This window comes from Mesorhizobium sp. WSM4829, from assembly GCF_055811475.1.
The window spans coordinates 147,758-167,546 of record NZ_JBVVQJ010000005.1; the positions used below are offsets into that span (position 1 = coordinate 147,758).

The 19,789-nt window shown below is 61.9% G+C and carries 18 protein-coding genes; 7 read left to right on the forward strand and 11 right to left on the reverse strand.

What is annotated here, in order from left to right; translation table 11 throughout:
* Positions 1-23 precede the first annotated feature (23 nt).
* Positions 24-839, reverse strand: coding sequence for a helix-turn-helix domain-containing protein (locus AC0L17_RS07175; protein WP_473515296.1), 816 nt, complete (start codon positions 837-839; stop codon positions 24-26).
* A gap of 313 nt (positions 840-1,152) precedes the next feature.
* On the opposite strand from AC0L17_RS07175, the gene AC0L17_RS07180 reads away from it, so the two are divergent.
* Together AC0L17_RS07180 and rimO are read left to right on the forward strand one after the other, a co-directional pair.
* On the forward strand, positions 1,153-1,839 hold the full coding sequence (locus AC0L17_RS07180; protein ID WP_473515297.1) for a TerC family protein: 687 nt from the start codon (positions 1,153-1,155) through the stop codon (positions 1,837-1,839).
* Between the two features lie 193 nt (positions 1,840-2,032).
* Entirely contained in the window at positions 2,033-3,346 is a 1,314-nt protein-coding gene (rimO, locus tag AC0L17_RS07185) for a 30S ribosomal protein S12 methylthiotransferase RimO (RefSeq protein WP_473515298.1), read from the forward strand.
* A 125-nt stretch (positions 3,347-3,471) separates the two neighbouring features.
* Here rimO and AC0L17_RS07190 read toward each other — a convergent pair whose 3' ends face one another.
* A complete protein-coding gene (locus tag AC0L17_RS07190; RefSeq protein ID WP_473515299.1) occupies positions 3,472-4,380 on the reverse strand; it encodes a LysR substrate-binding domain-containing protein in 909 nt (302 codons plus the stop codon).
* 112 nt (positions 4,381-4,492) lie between these two features.
* Between AC0L17_RS07190 and AC0L17_RS07195 the strand changes: the two genes are divergently transcribed.
* The gene (locus tag AC0L17_RS07195; RefSeq protein WP_473515300.1) at positions 4,493-5,797 is read left to right on the forward strand and encodes a beta-propeller fold lactonase family protein; all 1,305 of its coding nucleotides are present in this window, start codon (positions 4,493-4,495) and stop codon (positions 5,795-5,797) included.
* Positions 5,798-5,908: 111 nt separating this feature from the next.
* On the opposite strand, the gene AC0L17_RS07200 is transcribed toward AC0L17_RS07195, so the two are convergent.
* From AC0L17_RS07200 to AC0L17_RS07235, 8 genes are all read right to left on the reverse strand, one after another.
* A complete protein-coding gene (locus tag AC0L17_RS07200; RefSeq protein WP_473515301.1) occupies positions 5,909-6,976 on the reverse strand; it encodes a BMP family ABC transporter substrate-binding protein in 1,068 nt (355 codons plus the stop codon).
* Between the two features lie 52 nt (positions 6,977-7,028).
* Positions 7,029-7,949, reverse strand: coding sequence for an ABC transporter permease (locus AC0L17_RS07205; protein WP_027151731.1), 921 nt, complete (start codon positions 7,947-7,949; stop codon positions 7,029-7,031).
* Complete coding sequence (locus AC0L17_RS07210; protein WP_473515302.1) at positions 7,949-9,061, reverse strand: ABC transporter permease; 1,113 nt, start codon at positions 9,059-9,061, stop codon at positions 7,949-7,951. The genes AC0L17_RS07205 and AC0L17_RS07210 overlap by 1 nt, the downstream gene beginning before the upstream one ends.
* Positions 9,058-10,635, reverse strand: coding sequence for an ABC transporter ATP-binding protein (locus tag AC0L17_RS07215; protein ID WP_473515303.1), 1,578 nt, complete (start codon positions 10,633-10,635; stop codon positions 9,058-9,060). The genes AC0L17_RS07210 and AC0L17_RS07215 overlap by 4 nt, the downstream gene beginning before the upstream one ends.
* Positions 10,636-10,864: 229 nt before the next feature.
* Positions 10,865-11,842, reverse strand: a complete 978-nt coding sequence (locus AC0L17_RS07220; RefSeq protein ID WP_473515304.1) for a quinone oxidoreductase family protein — start codon at positions 11,840-11,842, stop codon at positions 10,865-10,867.
* A 34-nt stretch (positions 11,843-11,876) separates the two neighbouring features.
* Positions 11,877-12,686, reverse strand: a complete 810-nt coding sequence (gene pcsA / locus AC0L17_RS07225) for a phosphatidylcholine synthase (RefSeq protein WP_167378733.1) — start codon at positions 12,684-12,686, stop codon at positions 11,877-11,879.
* A 38-nt stretch (positions 12,687-12,724) separates the two neighbouring features.
* Positions 12,725-13,339 (reverse strand): DUF1326 domain-containing protein, encoded by a 615-nt coding sequence (locus AC0L17_RS07230; RefSeq protein ID WP_473515305.1) that lies wholly within the window; start codon positions 13,337-13,339, stop codon positions 12,725-12,727.
* Positions 13,340-13,351: 12 nt separating this feature from the next.
* Positions 13,352-14,290 carry a DUF2182 domain-containing protein gene (locus tag AC0L17_RS07235; protein ID WP_473515306.1) on the reverse strand — a complete coding sequence of 313 codons (939 nt, stop codon included), beginning with the start codon at positions 14,288-14,290 and terminating at the stop codon, positions 13,352-13,354.
* A gap of 63 nt (positions 14,291-14,353) precedes the next feature.
* On the opposite strand from AC0L17_RS07235, the gene AC0L17_RS07240 reads away from it, so the two are divergent.
* Together AC0L17_RS07240 and hspQ are read left to right on the forward strand one after the other, a co-directional pair.
* Entirely contained in the window at positions 14,354-15,565 is a 1,212-nt protein-coding gene (locus tag AC0L17_RS07240) for a UbiH/UbiF family hydroxylase (RefSeq protein WP_473515307.1), read from the forward strand.
* A gap of 200 nt (positions 15,566-15,765) precedes the next feature.
* A complete protein-coding gene (gene hspQ / locus AC0L17_RS07245) occupies positions 15,766-16,089 on the forward strand; it encodes a heat shock protein HspQ (protein WP_023801843.1) in 324 nt (107 codons plus the stop codon).
* 191 nt (positions 16,090-16,280) lie between these two features.
* Here the strand turns inward: hspQ and AC0L17_RS07250 are convergent, their stop codons facing one another.
* The gene (locus tag AC0L17_RS07250) at positions 16,281-16,910 is read right to left on the reverse strand and encodes an invasion associated locus B family protein (RefSeq protein ID WP_023801844.1); all 630 of its coding nucleotides are present in this window, start codon (positions 16,908-16,910) and stop codon (positions 16,281-16,283) included.
* 231 nt (positions 16,911-17,141) lie between these two features.
* Here AC0L17_RS07250 and AC0L17_RS07255 point away from each other — a divergent pair, with 231 nt between their 5' ends.
* Positions 17,142-18,956 (forward strand): extracellular solute-binding protein, encoded by a 1,815-nt coding sequence (locus AC0L17_RS07255; protein ID WP_473515308.1) that lies wholly within the window; start codon positions 17,142-17,144, stop codon positions 18,954-18,956.
* A gap of 23 nt (positions 18,957-18,979) precedes the next feature.
* A complete protein-coding gene (locus AC0L17_RS07260; RefSeq protein ID WP_473515309.1) occupies positions 18,980-19,660 on the forward strand; it encodes a DsbA family oxidoreductase in 681 nt (226 codons plus the stop codon).
* The last annotated feature ends 129 nt before the right edge of the window (positions 19,661-19,789 follow it).

The following is a 19,789-nucleotide window of genomic DNA, read 5'->3' on the forward strand; positions in this document are numbered from 1 at the left end:
GCGTATTGAACGAAACGGCTAGCTCAGGCGCCGAGCTGCCGCAGAACCGTCGCCGGCGAGAAGCCCGACAGGCGCCGCACCTCGCGCGTCAGATGCGCCTGGTCGGAATAGCCCGCCTCGAACGCCAGACCGGCCAGGCGCGGCTCGGTGGACTGCCGCGCCAGGTTCAGGAACCGCTGGAAGCGGAGGATGCGGTCGAGCGTCTTCGGGCCATAGCCGAAAGCCTCCTGGCAGCGGCGGCGAAGCGTTCGCGGGCTGACGTCGAGCCGGTCGAGGATCACCGCCATGCCCGGACCGGCGGATTCGGTTTTCAGCGCGTTGAAGGCAAATCCCATGTCCGCAGGCGGCGGCTCGACATCCGGCGCAAGCCTGCAGAGTGCCGCTTGCATCGCCCGCATCCGCTCTATCGTCGAGGACGCCTCGCCAATTTTTTCGGCGATTTCGCGCGCCAGCGCTCCCCAGAAGTGGCTGAGCGCCACCCGGCCGCCGACGATTTCCGACATCGGCAGGCCGAGCCACCGGCTTGCCGCACCCGGTCGGAAGCGGGCGCCGATCACCGTAGAGCCAGGTGTCAGCGCAGAGAGGGCAACCGCCACGTCGGGGCCTGCCACGACCAGATCGCCGTCGATCCAGGTGATGTCGACGCAGCCGTCGGGGACCACGGCCGACAGGCTCGCCGCGTCCGGTCGCAATGCCGCGTCCGCTCGCAATGTATTGGACCAGGCACACTGGAAATGCCCTTCGAGTGCGGCCGCAGGATCGAACTCGCGGTATTCCCCGATTGCCCCGGAAAGGATTGGTGCCCCGGAAAGGACGGGTGTGTTGTCGTCGGACGTCACGAGCCTCTCCTGTGAGGAACGCTTAGGCATCGTAATCTTCGGTCCCGAAATCTATTGCGGTGGCGGCGCGCTTCAACCCTCCTCTGCGCTCCACCCTCGTTTGAGGCCTGCACTGTGAGCGGACGTCTGCGGTGCAATGCGTCCTGACGACCGGGGCGTCGTTCGATTGGCAGCTTTCACCGGCTGCTGGCGATGTCGCCCGCGATAGGCCGTTTGCCGTCTTTATCGCCATGGAGCCTTGACGCACGGGAACCATACACGTTAGGGCGTCCGGGCACGAACGATTGGCGACCAAGCAAGGAAATTCCAGCTGATGGAAATTTTTACCGCCGCCGGCCTCGCGGCCCTGCTCCAGGTCATTGCCATCGACCTTGTGCTTGCCGGCGACAATGCCATCGTCATCGGCCTTGCTGCGGCGGGCCTGCCGTCGGATCAGCGCAAGAAGGCGATTCTCGTCGGCATTGCGGCGGCCACCGTGCTTCGCATCTTCTTCGCTCTGATCACCCAGTGGCTTCTCACCATCGGCCCCATTCTCCTCATAGCCGGCGGCCTGCTGCTGCTTTGGGTGTGCTGGAAGATGTGGCGCGAGTTGCGTGTCAGCTACGAGCAGGAACATGACGCGACGGAAGCGTTGTCGAATGTCGATTACGACAAAAGCGGGACGATTGGCGGCAAGGGGCCGCGCAAGACCTTCGCTCAGGCAGCCTGGCAGATCGTCATTGCCGACGTTTCGATGTCTCTCGACAACGTCCTTGCAGTCGCCGGCGCGGCGATGGACCATCCGACGGTCCTGATCATCGGCTTGGCGCTGTCGATTGCGCTGATGGGCTTCGCCGCTTCGTTTGTCGCTCGCCTCCTGCATAAGTACCGCTGGATCGCCTATGTCGGCCTGGTGATCATTTTCTATGTCGCCGTGAAGATGCTTCTGGATGGTGCTGTGCAGCAGTGGCCCGAACAGTTTGCGTTCCTGGCGCCCTGGTTCGGGCCGGGCGGTCATTGAAACCTGAGCAGTGCCGGTCTTAGCAGTGCAGGCCCGCCCGAGGCGCCAAGCCATTCCTCAGTTTGCCTGATTGCGGAACTATGCTATTGCGCCGTGCGAATTGAGCTTCTGCGAAAGTTCAAAAGATCAACACGCATCGAGACTTCCGGGCCGGGCCTAAGGGTTTCCGGCCCGCGTCCATTGGAAACCGCAAATGTCTGCCCCTCGCGTCAGTTTCGTCAGCCTTGGATGCCCCAAAGCCCTCGTGGACTCGGAGCGCATCATCACCCGCCTGCGCGCCGAGGGCTATGAGATCGCGCGCAAGCATGACGGCGCCGATCTGGTCGTCGTCAACACCTGCGGCTTTCTCGATTCGGCTCGCGATGAATCGCTCAACGCCATCGGCTCCGCCCTTTCGGAGAACGGCAGGGTCATCGTCACCGGCTGTCTCGGCGCCGAACCGGACGTCATCCGCGAAAAACATCCCAACGTTCTCGCCATCACCGGTCCGCAGGCCTACGAGAGCGTGATGGCCGCGGTGCATGAGGCCGCGCCGCCGAGTCACGATCCCTATATCGATCTTTTGCCGCCGCAAGGCGTCAAGCTCACGCCGCGCCACTATGCCTATCTCAAGATTTCAGAGGGCTGCAACAACCGCTGCACCTTCTGCATCATCCCGGCGCTGCGCGGCGATCTCGTCTCACGGCCGGCGGCCGACGTGCTGCGCGAGGCCGAGAAACTGGCCAAGGCCGGCGTCAAGGAAATCCTGGTCATCTCGCAGGACACCAGCGCCTACGGCATCGACATCAAATACCAGACCAGCATGTTCGGCGATCGCGAAGTGCGGGCCAAATTCCTCGATCTGTCGGAGGAACTCGGCAAGCTCGGCGTCTGGGTACGCATGCACTATGTCTATCCCTACCCGCATGTCGCCGATGTCATCCCGCTGATGGCCGAAGGAAAGATCCTTCCCTATCTCGACATCCCGTTCCAGCACGCGTCGCCGCGAGTGCTGAAGAACATGCGCCGGCCCGCCCATGGCGAAAAGACGCTCGACCGCATTCGCGGCTGGCGCGAAATCTGTCCGGATCTGGCGATCCGCTCCACCTTCATCGTCGGCTTTCCCGGCGAGACGGACGACGATTTCGAGATGCTGCTCGACTGGCTGGACGAAGCCAGGATCGACCGCGCCGGCTGCTTCAAATACGAGCCGGTCAGGGGCGCCCGCTCCAACGACCTCGGCCTCGAACAGGTACCGCAGGAAATCAAGGAGGCGCGCTGGCACCGTTTCATGCAGCGCCAGCAGAAAATCTCGGCGACGCAACTCGCCAGGAAGATCGGCAAGCGTCTGCCAGTGCTGATCGACGAGGCGCATGGCACCTCGGCGAAGGGCCGCACCAGATACGACGCGCCCGAAATCGACGGCTCGGTGCATATCCAGTCGCGGCGCCCGTTGCGCGCCGGCGACATCGTCACCGTCAAGATCGACCGTGCCGACGCCTACGATCTCTACGGCTCGGCGGTCTGACCGCCGGCCGGGCGAAGACCCCCTCAGCTAGAGCATTTTGCAGCCAACGTCTTCGTCTGGCGTCCGACAAAATGCATTAAAATTAATAGTTTGAGCGCGGCGGTTCGACCAAAACGCAAAGCGCTCTAGGTCGTAACTGCTTCGCTTGCATGGATAAGCATCCGCCTGAGCCAGGCGTGACCGGGGTCGCTGTCGTTCCTCCGATGCCATAGCAGAGTTTCCTGATAACCGAAGTAGTCGAAGGGCAGCGGAAAAGAGCGCACGCGCGGCCAATTCGTTAGCCGGATCACGTTTGCCGACAAGGTGCAGATCATGTCCGTCTGGGCGATGATCGCCGGCACGGCGAGCGCATAAGGCAGGCTCATTGCAACGGTCCGCTTCAGGCCGCGGTCGTCCAGAAGGCGATCAATGTAGCCCTTCAGATCGCCGACATGAGTGACCAGCAAGTGCGGATACTTCAGAAAGAGTTCGAGCGTCATCGCGTCGCGGATCTCGGGATGCTCGGCCGAGACGATCGATAGCCAGTTCACGTGGAAGAGTGATGCACGTTTGATCGTCGTCGGCGCATCGGGCAGGATAGTGATCGCAAGGTCTATCGAGCCCTTCTCGAGACAATCGACGATTTCCTGTCGGTGTAGGCTGCGCAGGACGATCGAAATTCTCGGCGCCGCTGAACGGAGCACCGGCATCAGTCTGGGCATTAAAGTCGCCGCGATGTGATCGGTGGTCGCGATCCTGAAGATGCGACCCGATCGCTCCGGCGAGAACTGGCCGAACCCACCCAGCGCATCCTGGATCTGGCGTAGCGCGGCCCGGATCGGATCGGCGAGGTCGAGCGCCTTTTCGGTCGGCCGCACGCCATCGGCATGACGGACGAAGAGATCGTCGGCGAAGAGCCGACGCAGATGGGCAAGGCGCTTGCTCATCGCTGGCTGGCTCAGCCCGATACGGGCTGCCGCCCCGCTCACGCTGCCTTCACTGAGCAGAGCGTCGAAGGCGACAAGCAGGTTCAGATCGATCGAAGCCAGATTCATGCTGGACCTCCGAATTCTTATTACTGAGAGGAATATTGAGATATCAAATATCAATTTGACGACTGAAAGCGAACCCCGAAAATAGGCGCCTTCAATCGATATGGAGACATCGATGCGACGCTGTTCTCTCGCTGCTGTTGTTCTATTCCTGATGCCGAACCTCTCAAGCGCTCAGCCGGCCGAAAGTCGCGGAGGGACCGTCTTCGCGCTGTCGGATGTCGACATGGTGCCGACCGTCTACGAGACGGGCGAACTCGGGCCTCCAGATCCTCTCTATCGGGATACGCTGTCCATCATCACCTCGCCGGCAGAGCGGTCTCGCTCTGTTGCGACGAGGGAGGTTTCGAATTCGACCTATGGGCCGCCCGGAGCACTAGACGTCTCCCTGGATGGCCAGTTCGTTTTCGTCGCCGAAACCTTCCGTCAACGCTCCGAACGGGCGACCCGCCTCGACGAGTTGCAGCAAGGCGACACGATTCGATCGCTCCAGTTCGATGGCGGCCACTCGGCGGTGGTCGACAGCGTGCGGATCGGAATCCAGCCGCAGGCGATCCATCTCGATCCTGCTGGCGATCTCATCGCCGCAATTACTGCCGACGCCGAACACGAACTCACTTTCGTTTCGGTCAGGGAGGGTCGGTTCGGCCAAGCTTCCAGCTTCGGTCTCGGTCTTGAGCCGTCAACGGGTTTCATTCCATTGAAGGCGACCTGGGTGCAGTGGCATCCAAGCGGCCGCTATGTCGGGGTCAATCTCGTCGACCGTGGTCAGGTTGCCTTCTACGAGGTGCTGCGCGGAGAGGACGGAGCGGTTTCTGCTATTCGTCCCTGGGGCAATCGCATCCAGACGAACAAGTTCCCCTTTGTCGGCCGTTTTTCGCCGGACGGCCGCTACTACATCACCTCCGATGTTCAATGGGGAATCGATACGGCTGGTTTCTATGGCGTTCAGGAGGGCATTCTCACCACGGTCCGGCTTGCCGATGTCGGGACGACGGGCGACGCAGCAAGGCACACCGTGCCTCACATCGCGCTTGGCGGCTGGGGCGCCGAGACGATCGCCTTCAGCCCCGACGGCCGCTTTCTTGTCACGTCCAATCTTCGCGGCACCGGTAAGCCAGATGGCTCGCGCTTCTGGACGCAGCACGCGTCGCTCAGCCTCTATCAGCTGGACGCTGAAACAGGACGGCTATCGCCGCACGGCGAATGGCCGCTCGCAGGCGTGCTGCCGCAAGGTCTCGCTTTTGATCGCACGGGACAAAAGCTCTTCGTTGGCGTGAACCGTTACCGCAATGAGGAAGCGCCGCTTGGCGGCGCCGTCGAGATATGGCAGATCACGACGGATGGGCGCCCGGCGCTCGCTCCCACATCGGATCGTATCCGGCTGCCTACGGGCGTTCACACGATAGTCGCCCGCTGAACTTTCGCGAGTGGGATTCGCAGCCGGGCAGGTTAAGCTCTGCAGATGAAGAGGCCGCCCAAAGGCGCCCTCTCCTGTTCCGGCGAAAGCCGGCCGAGCCAAGGCTTGCGCTTATTGCGGCAGCTTGTCGTCGACGCCCTTGACGTAGAAGTTCATGCCGAGCAGCGTCGGATCGTCGGCGACTTCGCCTTCCTTCAGCCACGGCGTGCCGTCCTGCTTGGCAATCGGCCCGGTGAACGGGTTCCATCCTTCGACGATCTTCTTCTCGGTGGCTTCCGCCATCGCCTTCACGTCGTCGGGCATGTTGGTGTAAGGGGCCATTTTAACGGCGCCGTCCTTGATGCCCAGCCAGACATTGCCGGGTTTCCAGGTGCCGTCGAGCGCGGCCTTCACCCGGCCGATATAATACGGGCCCCAATCGTCGACGATCGAGGTCAACTGCGCCTTGGGGGCGAACTTGATCATGTCAGAAGACTGGCCGAAGCCCTGCAGTCCGCGCTCTTCGGCGACTTGCAGGGCAGCGGTCGAGTCGGTGTGCTGGACGATGATGTCGGCACCCTGGTCGAACAGAGCCTTGGCGGCATCGGCTTCCTTGCCCGGATCGAACCATGAATTGATCCAGACGATCTTCGCCTTGAAATCCGGCTTGATCGACTGGGCGCCGAGCATGAAGGAATTGATACCCATCACCACCTCGGGAATCGGGAATGAAACGATGTAGCCGGCGACGCCCGACTTCGATTGCTTGGCGGCGATCTGGCCAAGGATGTAGCGGCCTTCGTAGAAGCGTGCGTTGTAGATGCCGAGATTTTCTGATGTCTTGTAGCCGGTCGCGTGTTCGAACATCACGTCGGGGAATTTTTTGGCGACCTTTACTTCGGGGTCCATGAAGCCGAAGGACGTGCCGAAAATGATCTTGCATCCTTCGCGCGCCAGGCGCTCGAAGGCACGATCGGCATCGGGACCCTCGGAGACGTTCTCCAGATAAGCGGTTTCGACCTTGTCGCCGAGCGCCTTCTCCACGTCCCGGCGGCCCTGGTCATGCTGGTACGAATAGCCGAAATCGCCAATCGGTCCGGTATAGACCCAACAGGCTTTCAGCTTTTCCTGCGCTTCGGCGGTCGCCGCCAGCGACAATGCCGCCGCCGCGGTCATCAGCGCAATAAGCAGTTTTTTCATCGTGTTACCTCTCTGAGTTAAGCCTTGGAGCTTCCCGTTTGTCTTTTTATCGTCAGCGATCCGGAACGAATGGCTGCCCCAAGGAAGCCGGTGTGTTCATCATCGTCAAACGCTTGTTGCGCGAGATTAGAACGAGAACCACGATGGTTGCCAGATAGGGCAACGAAGAAAGCAGTTGCGAGGGAACCGGAATGCCAAAAGCCTGTGCATGAAGCTGGCCGATCCAGACCGCGCCGAAGATATAGGCGCCCGCCAGCACCCGCCATGGCCGCCATGATGCGAACACGACCAGCGCCAGCGCAATCCAGCCGCGCCCGGCGGTCATGTTCTCCACCCATTGCGGCGTATAGACCAGCGACAGGTGGCCCCCGGCAAGGCCCGCACAGGCGCCGCCGAAGATCACCGCCAGGTAGCGGTAGCGGATGACCTCGATGCCAAGCGCATGGGCCGATGTGTGGCTGTCGCCGATCGAGCGCAGCGTCAGCCCGGTGCGGGTCTTGAACAGGAACCACATGACGGCGGCGGTCAATGCAATCGAGATGTAGAAGATCGGGTCCTGGCCGAACAACAACCTGCCGATGACGGGCATCGCCGTCAGGCCGGGAATGTCGAGGTTTGGCAGCCTTGCGCCGGGCTGGCCGACAAAGCTGGTGCCCATCATGCCGGAAAGGCCGAGGCCGAGCAATGTCAGCGACAGGCCGGTCGCCACCTGGTTGGTGGCCAGCGACAACGTCATGACGGCGAACAGCAGTGAAAACACCGCACCCAGGGCGATCGCCGCCAGCAACCCGATCCATGGCGATCCGGTGAGATAGCCGGCGCCGAAACCGCCGACCGCGCCCATGATCATCATGCCTTCGACGCCGAGATTGAGCACGCCGGAACGTTCGACCACCAACTCGCCGATCGCCGCGATCAGCAAAGGCGTCGCCGCGGTTGCGATGGTCAAAAGAATGTTGACGGTGATGTCCATCAGCGGGCCTCCTCCAGCTTCGGCGCGGATTCAAGCGTCGGCGCAGCCAGGCCGATCAGACGAATGCGGTAGTGAATGAGCGTGTCGCAGCCGAGCACGAAAAACAGGAGCATGCCCTGGAACACGCGCGCCACCTTGTCGGAGATGCCGAGCGCGCTTTGCACCGCCTCGCCGCCGAGATAGGTGAGCGCCAGCACCAGGCCCGCCGCGACAATGCCCAGTGGATTGAGCCGGCCGAGGAACGCCACGATGATGGCGGCAAAGCCGTAGCCGGGCGAAATCACCGGCTGCAGCTGGCCGATGGCGCCAGAGACTTCCGAGATGCCGGCAAGTCCGGCCAGTGCCCCCGACAGCATGAAGGCGAAGAACACCATCCGCTTGATGCCGAAGCCGGCGAAGCGCCCTGCCCTGGGGCTTGCGCCGAGCACGCGGACCTCAAAGCCTTTCAGCATGCGGCTCATCAGGATCCAGACCAGCACCGCCGCGACCAGCGCGAACACGAAACCCCAATTGGCACGGCCGGAGGCCGGCATCAGTTCCGGCAATATCGCCGAGTCGTTGAACTGTATCGTCTGCGGGAAATTGAAACCCTTCGGATCGCGCCACGGCCCGCGCACCAGCCAGTCGAGGAACAGCTGCGCGACATAGACCAGCATCAGGCTGGTCAGGATCTCGTTGGTGTTGAAGCGCGCCTTGAGCAGGGCGGGAATGGCGGCGTAGGCGGCACCGCCGATCATGCCGAACAGCAGCATCAGCGGCAGCACCAGAGGCCCTTCAAACTGTGGAAACAGCACCGGAACGCTCGAGCCGACGATGCCGCCCAGGATGAACTGGCCTTCCGCGCCGATGTTCCAGATGTTGGCTCTGTAGCAAACCGACAGGCCTACCCCGATCAGGATGAGCGGTGCCGCCTTGATCGCCAGCTCATGCAGCTGCCAGACCTGACTGACAGGCTCGAGGAAGTAGATTTGGAACGCCTTCAAGGGATTGACGCCAAGCAGCGCGAACAGGATGGCGCCGGCAATGATCGTCAGCGCGAATGCAATGAAGGGCGACAGCGCCGAGAACAGCATCGAGCGCTGCGGCCGTTTGACGAGTTCGAGGCGCATCATGACGTCTCCAGAGCGTGTTCGGCGTGGCCCGGCTCGGCCCCGCCCATCAGCAGTCCGATCTTTTCGAACGTCGCGTCGGCGATCGGCAAAGGCTTCGACAACTCGCCATTGTGCATCACCGCGATCGCGTCGGATATCTCGAACAATTCGTCGAGATCCTGGCTGATGACCAGCACTGCCGAGCCGCTGCGCGCCAATTCGATCAGCGTCTGCCTGATATGGGCGGCGGCACCGGCGTCGACACCCCAGGTCGGCTGATTGACGACCATGACGCTTGGCCTGCGGTCGAGTTCGCGGCCGACGATGAATTTCTGCAGATTGCCGCCTGAAAGCGCTGCCGCCTCCGGGTCCGCAGCGCTCTTGCGCACATCCATCGCCTTGATGATGCGCTGGGCAGCGGCATAGATCGCATCGCTTTTGACCATTCCGCCGGCGCCGACAAACACCTTGCCGTCGGTGGCATGGCGCGACAGCAGCAGGTTTTCCGAAAGCTTCATGCGCGGTGCTGCACCGTGGCCTAGCCGCTCTTCCGGCACGAAGGCAGCGCCCATCAGCCGCCTGCCGGTGATGCTGAGGCCGCCGGCGTCCTTGCCGCGGATGCGCACCGAGGCGGCATCCTGCTGCGGCACCTCGCCGGAAACGGATTCGAAGAACTCGCCCTGGCCGTTGCCGGCGACGCCTGCAATGCCAATCACTTCGCCGGCGCGTACGGTCAGGTTGACGTTTTTGAGCGGGATCGAGAACGGCGTTGCCGGCTTGCGGCTAAGCGCGCGGATTTCAAGCAGCGGCTGCGCGGTCTCGATACCCTGGGCCGGTGCGCGCACCACGGCCTGCACGTCGTTGCCGACCATCATGCGGGCCAGCGATGCCGCGGTTTCCTTGCGCGGATTGCAATGGCCAACCACCTTGCCGTGGCGCAGCACAGTGGCGCGGTCGCAGATACGCTTGACCTCTTCCAGCCGGTGCGAAATGTAGAGGATGGACTTTCCTTCCGAGCGCAGCCGTTCGAGCGTCTCGAACAGCTTGTCGGCTTCCTGCGGCGTCAGCACCGAGGTCGGCTCGTCGAGGATGATGAGTTGCGGCGTCTGCAGCAGACAGCGGATGATCTCGATACGCTGGCGCTCACCGACCGAGAGGTCGCCGACCAGCGATTGCGGATCGAGCGGCAGGCCGTAGCTGTAGGAAAGCGCCCTCGCCTTCGCGGCAATCGTGCTGATCGGCGAACCGTCGTCCAGCGACAGCGCGATGTTCTCGGCTGCCGTCAGTGCCTCGAACAGCGAAAAATGCTGGAACACCATGCCGATGCCAAGCTTCTTCGCAAAGCCGGGATTGGTGATCGTGACCGCCTGGCCGTTCCAGAAAATCTCGCCCGAATTGGGCTCCAGCGTTCCGAACAGCATTTTGACGAGCGTCGACTTGCCGGCGCCGTTCTCGCCGAGCAACGCATGGATTTCGCCTTTTGCGACGGTGAGATCGATATGGTCGCACGCTGTCAGTGTGCCGAACGTCTTGGTAAGGCCACGAACCTCAAGCAGGTTGGCGTCGTCCTGATTTGCACTCACAGTGCCTCCCATCTGGTTTGCCAGATATGTTCTGTGTTCCCGCAGGCATGGTATGCGCGGCCTGCTGTCGTCGCAAAGCGGCACCCGTCTTGAAAGAGCTTCAAGAATTTCAGCGGAAACCTAACGCATCGGCCCGAAAATCGAAATCGATTTTCGGAAAGCACGATGCGTGGATTCAAAATGTCAGAGCGTGCTTTTGTGCGTCCAAGTGGACGCACGTCGCTCCAAGCGATAGCAAGGCTCAGGGGACAAGAATGGTTGTCCCGGTCGTCCTGCGGCCTTCGAGGTCGGAATGCGCCCTGCCGGCATCCTGGAGCGCGTAACGCTGATTGATCTTGATCTTGACCGCGCCGCTGAGCACGATTTCGAACAGCGCGGCGGCGGACGCCTCCAGGTCTTCGCGCCTGGCGTTGTAGACGAACAGCGTCGGACGGGTTGCAAACAGCGAACCTTTCTGCGCCAGCAATGACATGCTGAACGGCGGGACCGGTCCCGACGATTGACCGAAGCTGGCGAACATGCCGAGCGGCTTCAGGCAGTCGAGCGAGGCCGGAAAGGTGTCGTTGCCGACCGAATCATAGACGACGTCGCACTTCTTGCCGCCGGTGATGGCGAGGACACCGGCGACGAAGTCCTGCTCGCGGTAGTTGATGACGTGGTCGAAGCCATGCGCCCTGGCGAGCTCGATCTTGTCGGCGGAGCTGGCGGTGCCGATCACGGTTGCGCCAAGATGCTTGGCCCATTGGCCGAGGATCAGCCCGACACCGCCGGCTGCCGCGTGAAACAGGATCGTGTCGCCCGCCTTCATCTTGAAGGTACGGCGCAGCAGATATTCCGCCGTCATCCCTTTCAGCATCATGGCGGCCGCCTGTTCGTCGCTGATACCGTCCGGCACCTTGACGACGCGATCGGCCGCGATCACGCGCTGCTCGGCATAGGCGCCAGTCGTCACGGCGTAGGCGATGCGATCGCCCGGCTTCAGCCAGTCGATATCCGCGCCCACTTCCACGACCACCCCGGCCGCCTCGCTGCCGGGTATCAGCGGGAAACCGCCTGGCGGCGGGTAAAGGCCGGAGCGATGATAGACGTCGATGAAATTGAGGCCGATCGCCGTGTGCCTGACCAGGATTTGCCCCGAGCCGGGTTGGCCCGGATCGGCGTCCTCATAGGTCAGGACCTCCGGACCGCCATGGGCGTGGATGCGTATTGCTTTGGACATTGATGAGGCTCTCTTGGGACCAGACTCTATGGGATCAGGTTTTCTTGGCGCCGAGCGTTGGAAAGAGCTGCATGATACCGCCGATACATGCGAGGTAAAGTCCGGTGACCGTGATGCCGATCTTGGTGAAGACACTCACCTGCTCGCCCAGGACGCCGATCTGGTCGTAGAAGGCGGCAAGAGCTGCCTGCGCCAGCGCCAGCGCTCCGAAAGCGCACCATAGCAGCGTCATGCCAAGGTTGATCGGCCGCAGCCGCGCCACCCGCACCGGGTGGATGAAATTGATCGGCACAAAGGTCAGGATGCCGGCCACCACGACCACGGCGAAGGAAACCCATTGTCCCGGCTCGATGACGAACAGCGTGAACACCACCATGTTCCAGACCACGGGAAACCCCTTGAAGAAATTTTCCTTGGTCTTCATCCCGGTGTCGGCATAGTAGATCGCGCTCGACACGACGATGATCGCCGCCGACAGGAACGACAGGCCCTCACCCATGAAGCCGCGCTGGTAAAGCGCGAAGGCCGGTATCAGCACATAGGTGACGTAATCGATGATGTTGTCGAGGAGTTCGCCCGACCACGTCGGCAGGATTTCCTTGACCTCGAGCTTCCTGGCGATCGGCCCGTCGATGCCGTCGACGAACAGCGCCAGCCCCAGCCACCAGAACATCGCCGTCCAGCGCTGCTCGCTCGCCGCCACCAGCGACAGGAACGCCAGGAACGAGCCCGATGCGGTCAGCAGATGAACCGAAAATGCGCGCGCCTGCGGCCATGTGACTTTCTTCTTCGGCCTCGGAATCTTGTCGGCGATTTTCCTGGCCGTGATTTTTCCGGCCGTGATTTTTCCGGCCGTGATTTTTCTGGCCGTTGTTTTTTTGCTCACGGGCCCCGCCAGTCCAGCTTGCAGATTTCGGCCGAGCGACCGGCAAAATTCCAGTTGCGACCGAAGGCCCGCATCTTGCTCTTGTCGGACCTGGCGACGATGATTTCCGGTGCGATCCAGTACTCCGAATTGCTGATCACCGTATCCTTGTCGTGGTCCTTGCCGGAAATCGGCGTCACCGCTCCATCGATGATCTTCGGGATCTGGAAGATCCGCGTCCTGTCGCGCGTCTCATAAGTGATCGGCGCCTGCTCGACGCCGAGGAACTTTCCGACCAGGATGGAGAGCAGCGAGGTGGTCCCGCCAGCCTTGCCGGTGAAAATCCTGGTCAGCGCCTTTACCGCGTAGACTGAGGCGCGCTTGTCGATGAACAGTCCGGCGGTCCAGTTGCCGCGGCTCATATAGCCGGGGATTTCCATGACCAGCCCAAGATTGAGGCCGGACAGCTCGACCTCGCCGAAATGGCCGGCATCGATGCGGAACCCCGCCCAGGTCTGGCAATAGCCCTCGGTCGGCGGATGACTGCCGAGAGACAGCACGCAAGGACAAAAAACCGTGCAATTGCAGGAGAGCACCAACTCCCCTTTCATTGCCCAGCCTTGATCCGCCATAGAATTCTCTCCCTATGCCGAGACTACTAGCAGGGCGGTTGCCCAGACAAGCAGTATCGCACCGGCGATCCGGGTTGGCAGCCTGCCCGCCGTCTGTTTTTCGATCAGGGTGAAGAGGCCGATCAACGCCAACCAGAACACGTTCATCACACCGACGGCGAACATCACCAGCATCAGCGCCCAGCAGCAGCCGAGGCACCAGACACCCTGCTCCATGCCGAGCCGGAAAATGCGGCCGCGCCTCGCGCTCCAGTTCGAAAACAGGATCGAGAACGGGCTTTTGCATTTTGTCAGGCAGGCTTCCTTCAGGCCGCTGAACTGGTAGAGGCCAGCAACCAGAAGCGCAGCCGCTCCTGTCGCTCCGACCACCGGATCGAGCATCTGCACAGATGAGGCGAAGGCGTGAACGATGAGCGTCAGCGCCGCAAACACTGCCGACGCAGCCAACCAGACGCTGAGGTAACCGGCGACCAGGATCAGCGGATGGACAACCGCTTCGCCCTTGATCCGCGCGGTATCGGCAATCTCGCAATAGGTGCGGATCATCGGCCCCGCCGAAGGCAGCATGGTGGCGACCGCCATCAGGAACCACATGACGATGAGCGCTCCGGCCTGCGCGCCGACGCCCCCGTCGAGCGGCGCAGGTGCAAGACAAAGACTGAAGAAGCGCTCGAGAAGATCCGGCAGCGGCAGCCCCGGCAGGTACCTGAGCATCGTGTCGCCGGGTGCATCGATACCCGGAACCCGGCTTTCGGCGCCACGTATGGCCACGGCGCCAAGCAGCAGCCAGGCCAGGACGACGGCTGCGCCCAAAACGATGTTCACCGCCAGTCGAGGATTGCGCGAGACGCTCGCCGCGGCGCGGCCGAAACGGTCGAGATGACTGAAATCATGGTCTTCGGCGGTCATGGCAATCGAATGGGCCGAATCGCCGCGTTGATCAAGCTGCATGATCTGATCTATATGCTCATCAGGTCGGACCGACCGCCTCGCATCGCAACCGGGAAGCCGAAATTGGACCGTCGGGACACAGCACGGATACTGGTGGCCGGCAGTGGCCCGGCAGGGCTGATTGCAGCGCTTGGTTTCGCAGACGCCGGCTTTCCCGTGACGCTCGTCGGACCCGAGGCAAATGGCCAGGACGGCCGCACGACGGCCCTGATGAACCCGGCCCTGAAGATCCTCGAACGGTTGGGCGTCCTCGATGCGGTGAGGTCCCAGGCCGCACCGCTGAAGATGATGCGCATCGTCGATGCAACCAGCCGGCTGATCCGCAGCCCGGTGGTCATTTTCCGCGCCAGCGAAATTGGCGAGGAGCAGTTTGGGCTGAACTTACCCAACAGTGCGCTCAACCACGCACTTGCCAGTGTTGTTGCCGCCCATTCCGGCATCGAATGGCGAAAAGCGATGGTGGAGACCTGGCGCCTCGCGGGCGACCATGCGCATGCGATCCTGTCTGACGGCAGCGAGATCACGGCATCGCTGGCCGTCGCTGCCGATGGCCGTCTGTCGCCGGCCCGCGAGGCTGCCGGCATCTCGACGTCGGCGCGGTCCTATCCGCAGGCGGCATTGGTTCTCAATTTCGGCCACCGCAGCGACCACGCGTTCACTTCGACCGAGTTCCACACCGAGACCGGCCCGTTCACCCAGGTTCCCCTGCCCGGCAACCGGTCGAGCCTTGTCTGGGTGGTAGAGCCGGAAACGGCGAAGGAACTCGCCGCACTGGACGACGCGGCGCTTTCGATGCGGATCGAACAGCGGATGCAATCGATGCTGGGCCGGGTTTCCGTCGAACCCGGGCGGCAGGTCTACCAGCTTTCCGGCGTGACGCCGCGGTGCTTCGCGCGCAACCGGGTGGCACTTGTCAGCGAAGCCGCCCATGTGTTTCCGCCGATCGGCGCGCAAGGTCTCAACCTTGGTATCAGGGATATCGATGATCTGATTGGAATTACTTGCAAAAACAGGGACGACCCGGGCGCCGTCAAGGCCCTCGCAGCCTATGATTTCAAGCGCCGGCCCGACATCCTGGCGCGCAGCAATGCGGTCAACCTGCTCAACAAATCGCTGCTCTCGCAGATGCTGCCGGCACAGATGGCGCGCAGTGCTGGCCTTGGCGTGCTCGGCGGATTCGCGCCGCTCCGCGCCTTTTTCATGCGCGAGGGGCTGCGGCCCGGCAGTGGTTTTGCAGCGCTCGCCGGCGGCTTAAGGAAACAGATCCGGCGCTAGCACAGGGCGGGTTGGCCCGTAGCTTGGCGGGGCGTCAAGCGTTCGGCATTGAAATCATGCGGCGTCTGCGTCAAATAGGTCAGGTATCAGCCATAAGTCGGGCTCGATTTTTTGAAGCGTAACGCGTAAATTCAAGGTCTTAGGGAGTCTTTGCGCATTCCAAGGACGCGGCACTCTAGGACTTAGTGGTGAGTACCATGATGAAAACAGCCAAATTTTCGATCGGACAGGTGGTCCGCCACCGGCTGTTTCCGTTCCGCGGCATCATTTTCGATGTCGACCCGCAATTCGCCAACACCGACGAATGGTACGAGGCGATCCCGGCGGATGTGCGGCCGCGCAAGGACCAGCCCTTCTACCACTTGCTCGCCGAGAATTCGGAAACGGAATACATCGCCTATGTGTCTGAGCAGAACCTGCTCGAGGACCGGTCTGGCGAACCGGTGCGGCATCCGGAGATCGGCGAGATGTTCGACAAGAGGCCGGACGGACGCTACGAGCCGAGACGCCAGTCAAGACATTGACCTGATAAAAATTGCGGGGACCTGACGAAAATCGCGGGGACCTGACAAAAATTGCGGGGACCTGACGAAAGCGCGGGGAGCTGACGCGATTGCGGGCCTCGTGGGATCAAGAAATGGCCGGCCGAAACAAAAAAGCGGGGCATGGCCCCGCTTTTTGTTGGCTTGAGAAATTGTCTTGTTTGCCTCAGGAATCAGTTGGCGGTCTTCGCCTTGTCCTGCTCTTCCTTGAGCTTCTTGGCGAAGTCCTGATTGTTCTTGGCAACGAAATCCTGAAGCTTCTTCTGCCGATCCTCGATGTCCGACTGCTGCAGCGGCGGCCCGTCGAAGGCGCCGCTGAAGCCGGTCAGAGCGACCTTGATCGGGTTCGGCTGGTTCTGGAAATTGACTGAGGTCAGCGTCAGGTTCGAACCCTTCTTGAAGGAACTGATCAGCTGATCGGTCAGCGGCACTTCCGCCACGCAGCGGTCGGGGAAGCAGATCACATAGTCGAGCTTCTGCGCCTTCGCGGTGTCGATCTGGAGGCCAATGCCGGGAGGAATCAGGCGACCGCTCGGAACCGTCACCTGGAACACCTTGCGGTTTACCTTGCCCTTCAATTCGATCAGGCTGACGCCGGTGACGAGCTGGCCGTTGCCGGCAGTGGTGATGTTCTGGACATTGCAGATGTCGACGTCTTCCTGCTTGGTGCAGGCTTTGAACCAGCCCTGCGGAATCTGCTGTTGCTGCTGCGCGAGAGCAGCGGGAAGCTGTGCGCCCAAAAAGCCGACCACGCCAGCGGCCATGACCGACAGGCGGTATGCGTTGCTGTTCAGGCTCGTCATATCGTGCACTTCCTCTCAATGATCCCGGGACCGGCTTCTTCGCGCCGTGTGGTCCAGCTAACTGTTGCCGAAATGAGGCAACAGAATGACTTCGAACGGCGTGTTACACTGCAAGCGGTGCCGAATCCAGCCTGATGTCAGCAATTCTTGAGCTCGCGATTGACCGGGAGGCGGTCGGCTCATGTTAGGGTGCGCTCCGAATCATCAAGCCGACCCGGTAAGGAGACGGTCATGGGCCGCGTTCTTGTTTGGCTGATCGCCGCGATTATCACCCTTTCGCCCCAGCCGGCCTTGTCGGAGCCGAAACACGCGATCGCCATGCAGGGCGAGCCGGCGCTGCCGGCCGACTATGCACATTTCAACTACGTCAATCCCGATGCGCCGAAGGGCGGCAGCATCACCTATTGCGTCGTTGGCAGCTTCGACAATCTCAACCCTTTCATCCTGAAAAGCCTGCGCACGACGGCACGCGGCATGATCGACAGGATTTTCGGCAATCTCGTCTTCGAGCCGTTGATGCAGCGCAATGACGATGAGGCCTTCAGTCTTTACGGTCTGCTTGCCGACACTGCCGACATGGATCCGGAGCGCAAGAGCATCGAATTCCACCTCGATCCGAGGGCCAAATGGTCTGATGGCCAACCGGTGACTGCGGAAGACGTGCTGTTCACCTACGAGGTCTTTACCGAGAAAGGCCGGCCACCCTACAGCGCCCGCATGAGCATGGTCGCCAAACTGGAAAAGACCGGCGACCGCAGCGTGCGCTTTACATTCAACGACAAGGCTAATCGCGAGACTCCGTTGGTTATCGCGATGACGCCGATCGTGCCGAAGCACGCTTTCGACAAGGCGACCTTCGACAGGACCACGCTGAAACCGGTGATCGGCAGCGGCCCCTACACCGTGGCGCACGTGGCGCCTGGCCAGCGCATCGTGTTCAAGCGCAACCCGAATTATTGGGGCAAGGACATCCCCGCCAAGCGCGGTTTCGACAATTACGACCAGATCACCATCGAATATTTCCTCAACGCCAACGCCAAGCTGGAAGCTTTCAAGAAAGGCATCTGCGCTATCGCTGACGACAGCGATCCGGTCAAGCGCGAGCGCGATCTCGACTTCCCGGCCTTCCACAAGGGCGACGTGATCGCCGAAAATTTCGACACCGGCATCCCGCCAGTGGTGACGGGGTTCCTGTTCAACACGCGGCTGCAGAAGTTCTCCAATCCGGTGGTTCGACGCGCACTCGGCATGCTCTACGACTTCGAATGGGCCAACAAGAACTTGTTTGGCGGCAAGTACATGCGCACCATGAGCTATTGGCAGAATTCCGAACTGTCGGCACTCGGCCATCCGGCCGACGACAGGGAAAAGGCGCTCCTGGCACCCTACCCGGGTCGTGTGCCAGCCGATGTCATGGACGGCACCTGGCGGCCACCTGTCACCGACGGCTCGGGCCAGGACCGCAGGGTGCTGAAAGCTGCCTTCGACATATTCAAGGGCGCGGGCTATGCCCTGCACGATGGAGTGATGCTCGATCCCGAGGGGAAACCCTTCGGCTTCGAGATCCTGACCGCCTCCCAGAACGAAGAGCGCCTTGCCGCCATCTACCAGCGCACGCTTGCGAAGATCGGCATCGATGTCACCATCCGCAGCCTTGACGGCGACCAGATCCAGTCACGCAAGCAACGTTTCAATTTCGAGGTGCTGATCGGCGCCAGCGGTTTCGAGAACTCGCTGTCGCCGGGCATCGAGCAGTTCGGGCGCTGGGGATCAGCTGCCGCCAATGCCGAAGGGTCGTTCAACCTTGCCGGCGTCGCCGATCCAGCGATAGATGCAGCACTCGAGGCGATGGTCGACGCCCGCAGCCGCGAAGATTATGTTGCCGCCGTCCGGGCCCTCGACAGGTTGTTGATCTCCGGCCACTACATGGTTCCGATGCAGCACAACACGCAGCAATGGCTCGCCTACTGGAGCTATCTGGAACATCCGCGAAAGACCCCCATATCCGGTTATCGACTGCCGACATGGTGGCGCAAGCCGAAGTGACCACTTCGGAACAGGAGATCAAGATGAGCGACGAGAAGTCGATTACCGTCGATGTGGTCTCCGACGTCGTCTGCCCCTGGTGCTTCATCGGCCAGAAGCGGCTCGACAAGGCGATCGCCGCGGCAAACGAGGTCGAGGTGCATATTCGCTGGCGGCCGTTCCAGCTCGACCCAACCATCCCGCCCGAAGGCAAGGATCGCCGCGAATACATGATGGCTAAGTTCGGCAGCGACGAACGCGTCAGCGAGATCCACGCCCGCATCGAGCCATTGGGGGAGGCCGAGGGCATCAACTTCGCCTTCGCCGCCATCAAGGTTGCGCCCAACACGCTGGACGCGCACCGCGTCATCCGCTGGGCTGGTGCCGCCGGCGAGGTCATGCAGAACCGGCTGGTGCGACGTCTGTTCCAGTTGAATTTCGAGGAAGGCGCCAATCTCGGCGATCATGTCGTGCTGATCAACGCCGCCCGCGAGGCCGGCATGGATGCGTCCGTCGTCGAGACGCTTTTGCCGACGGACGCCGATGTCGAGGCGGTGCGCACCGAAATCGCCACTGCTTCGCGCATGGGTATCACGGGCGTGCCGTGCTTTCTGCTTGAGGGCAAGTATGCGGTGATGGGCGCGCAAGACGTTGACACGCTCAGCGACGCCATTCGCCAGGTTGCGGCGGCGAAGGCGCGGGGCGAGTTGGAGAAAGCGACCTGATGGACGTCCTTCCATAGGCGCGTTTGGCGACATTGCCACAGCAGCCAACGCCCTCCGGGCCAACGCCCCTCCGGTCACTTTCCGGCTGCTGCCAGGTCGATAAGGCAACAAGGATGACGGCGTATCTTT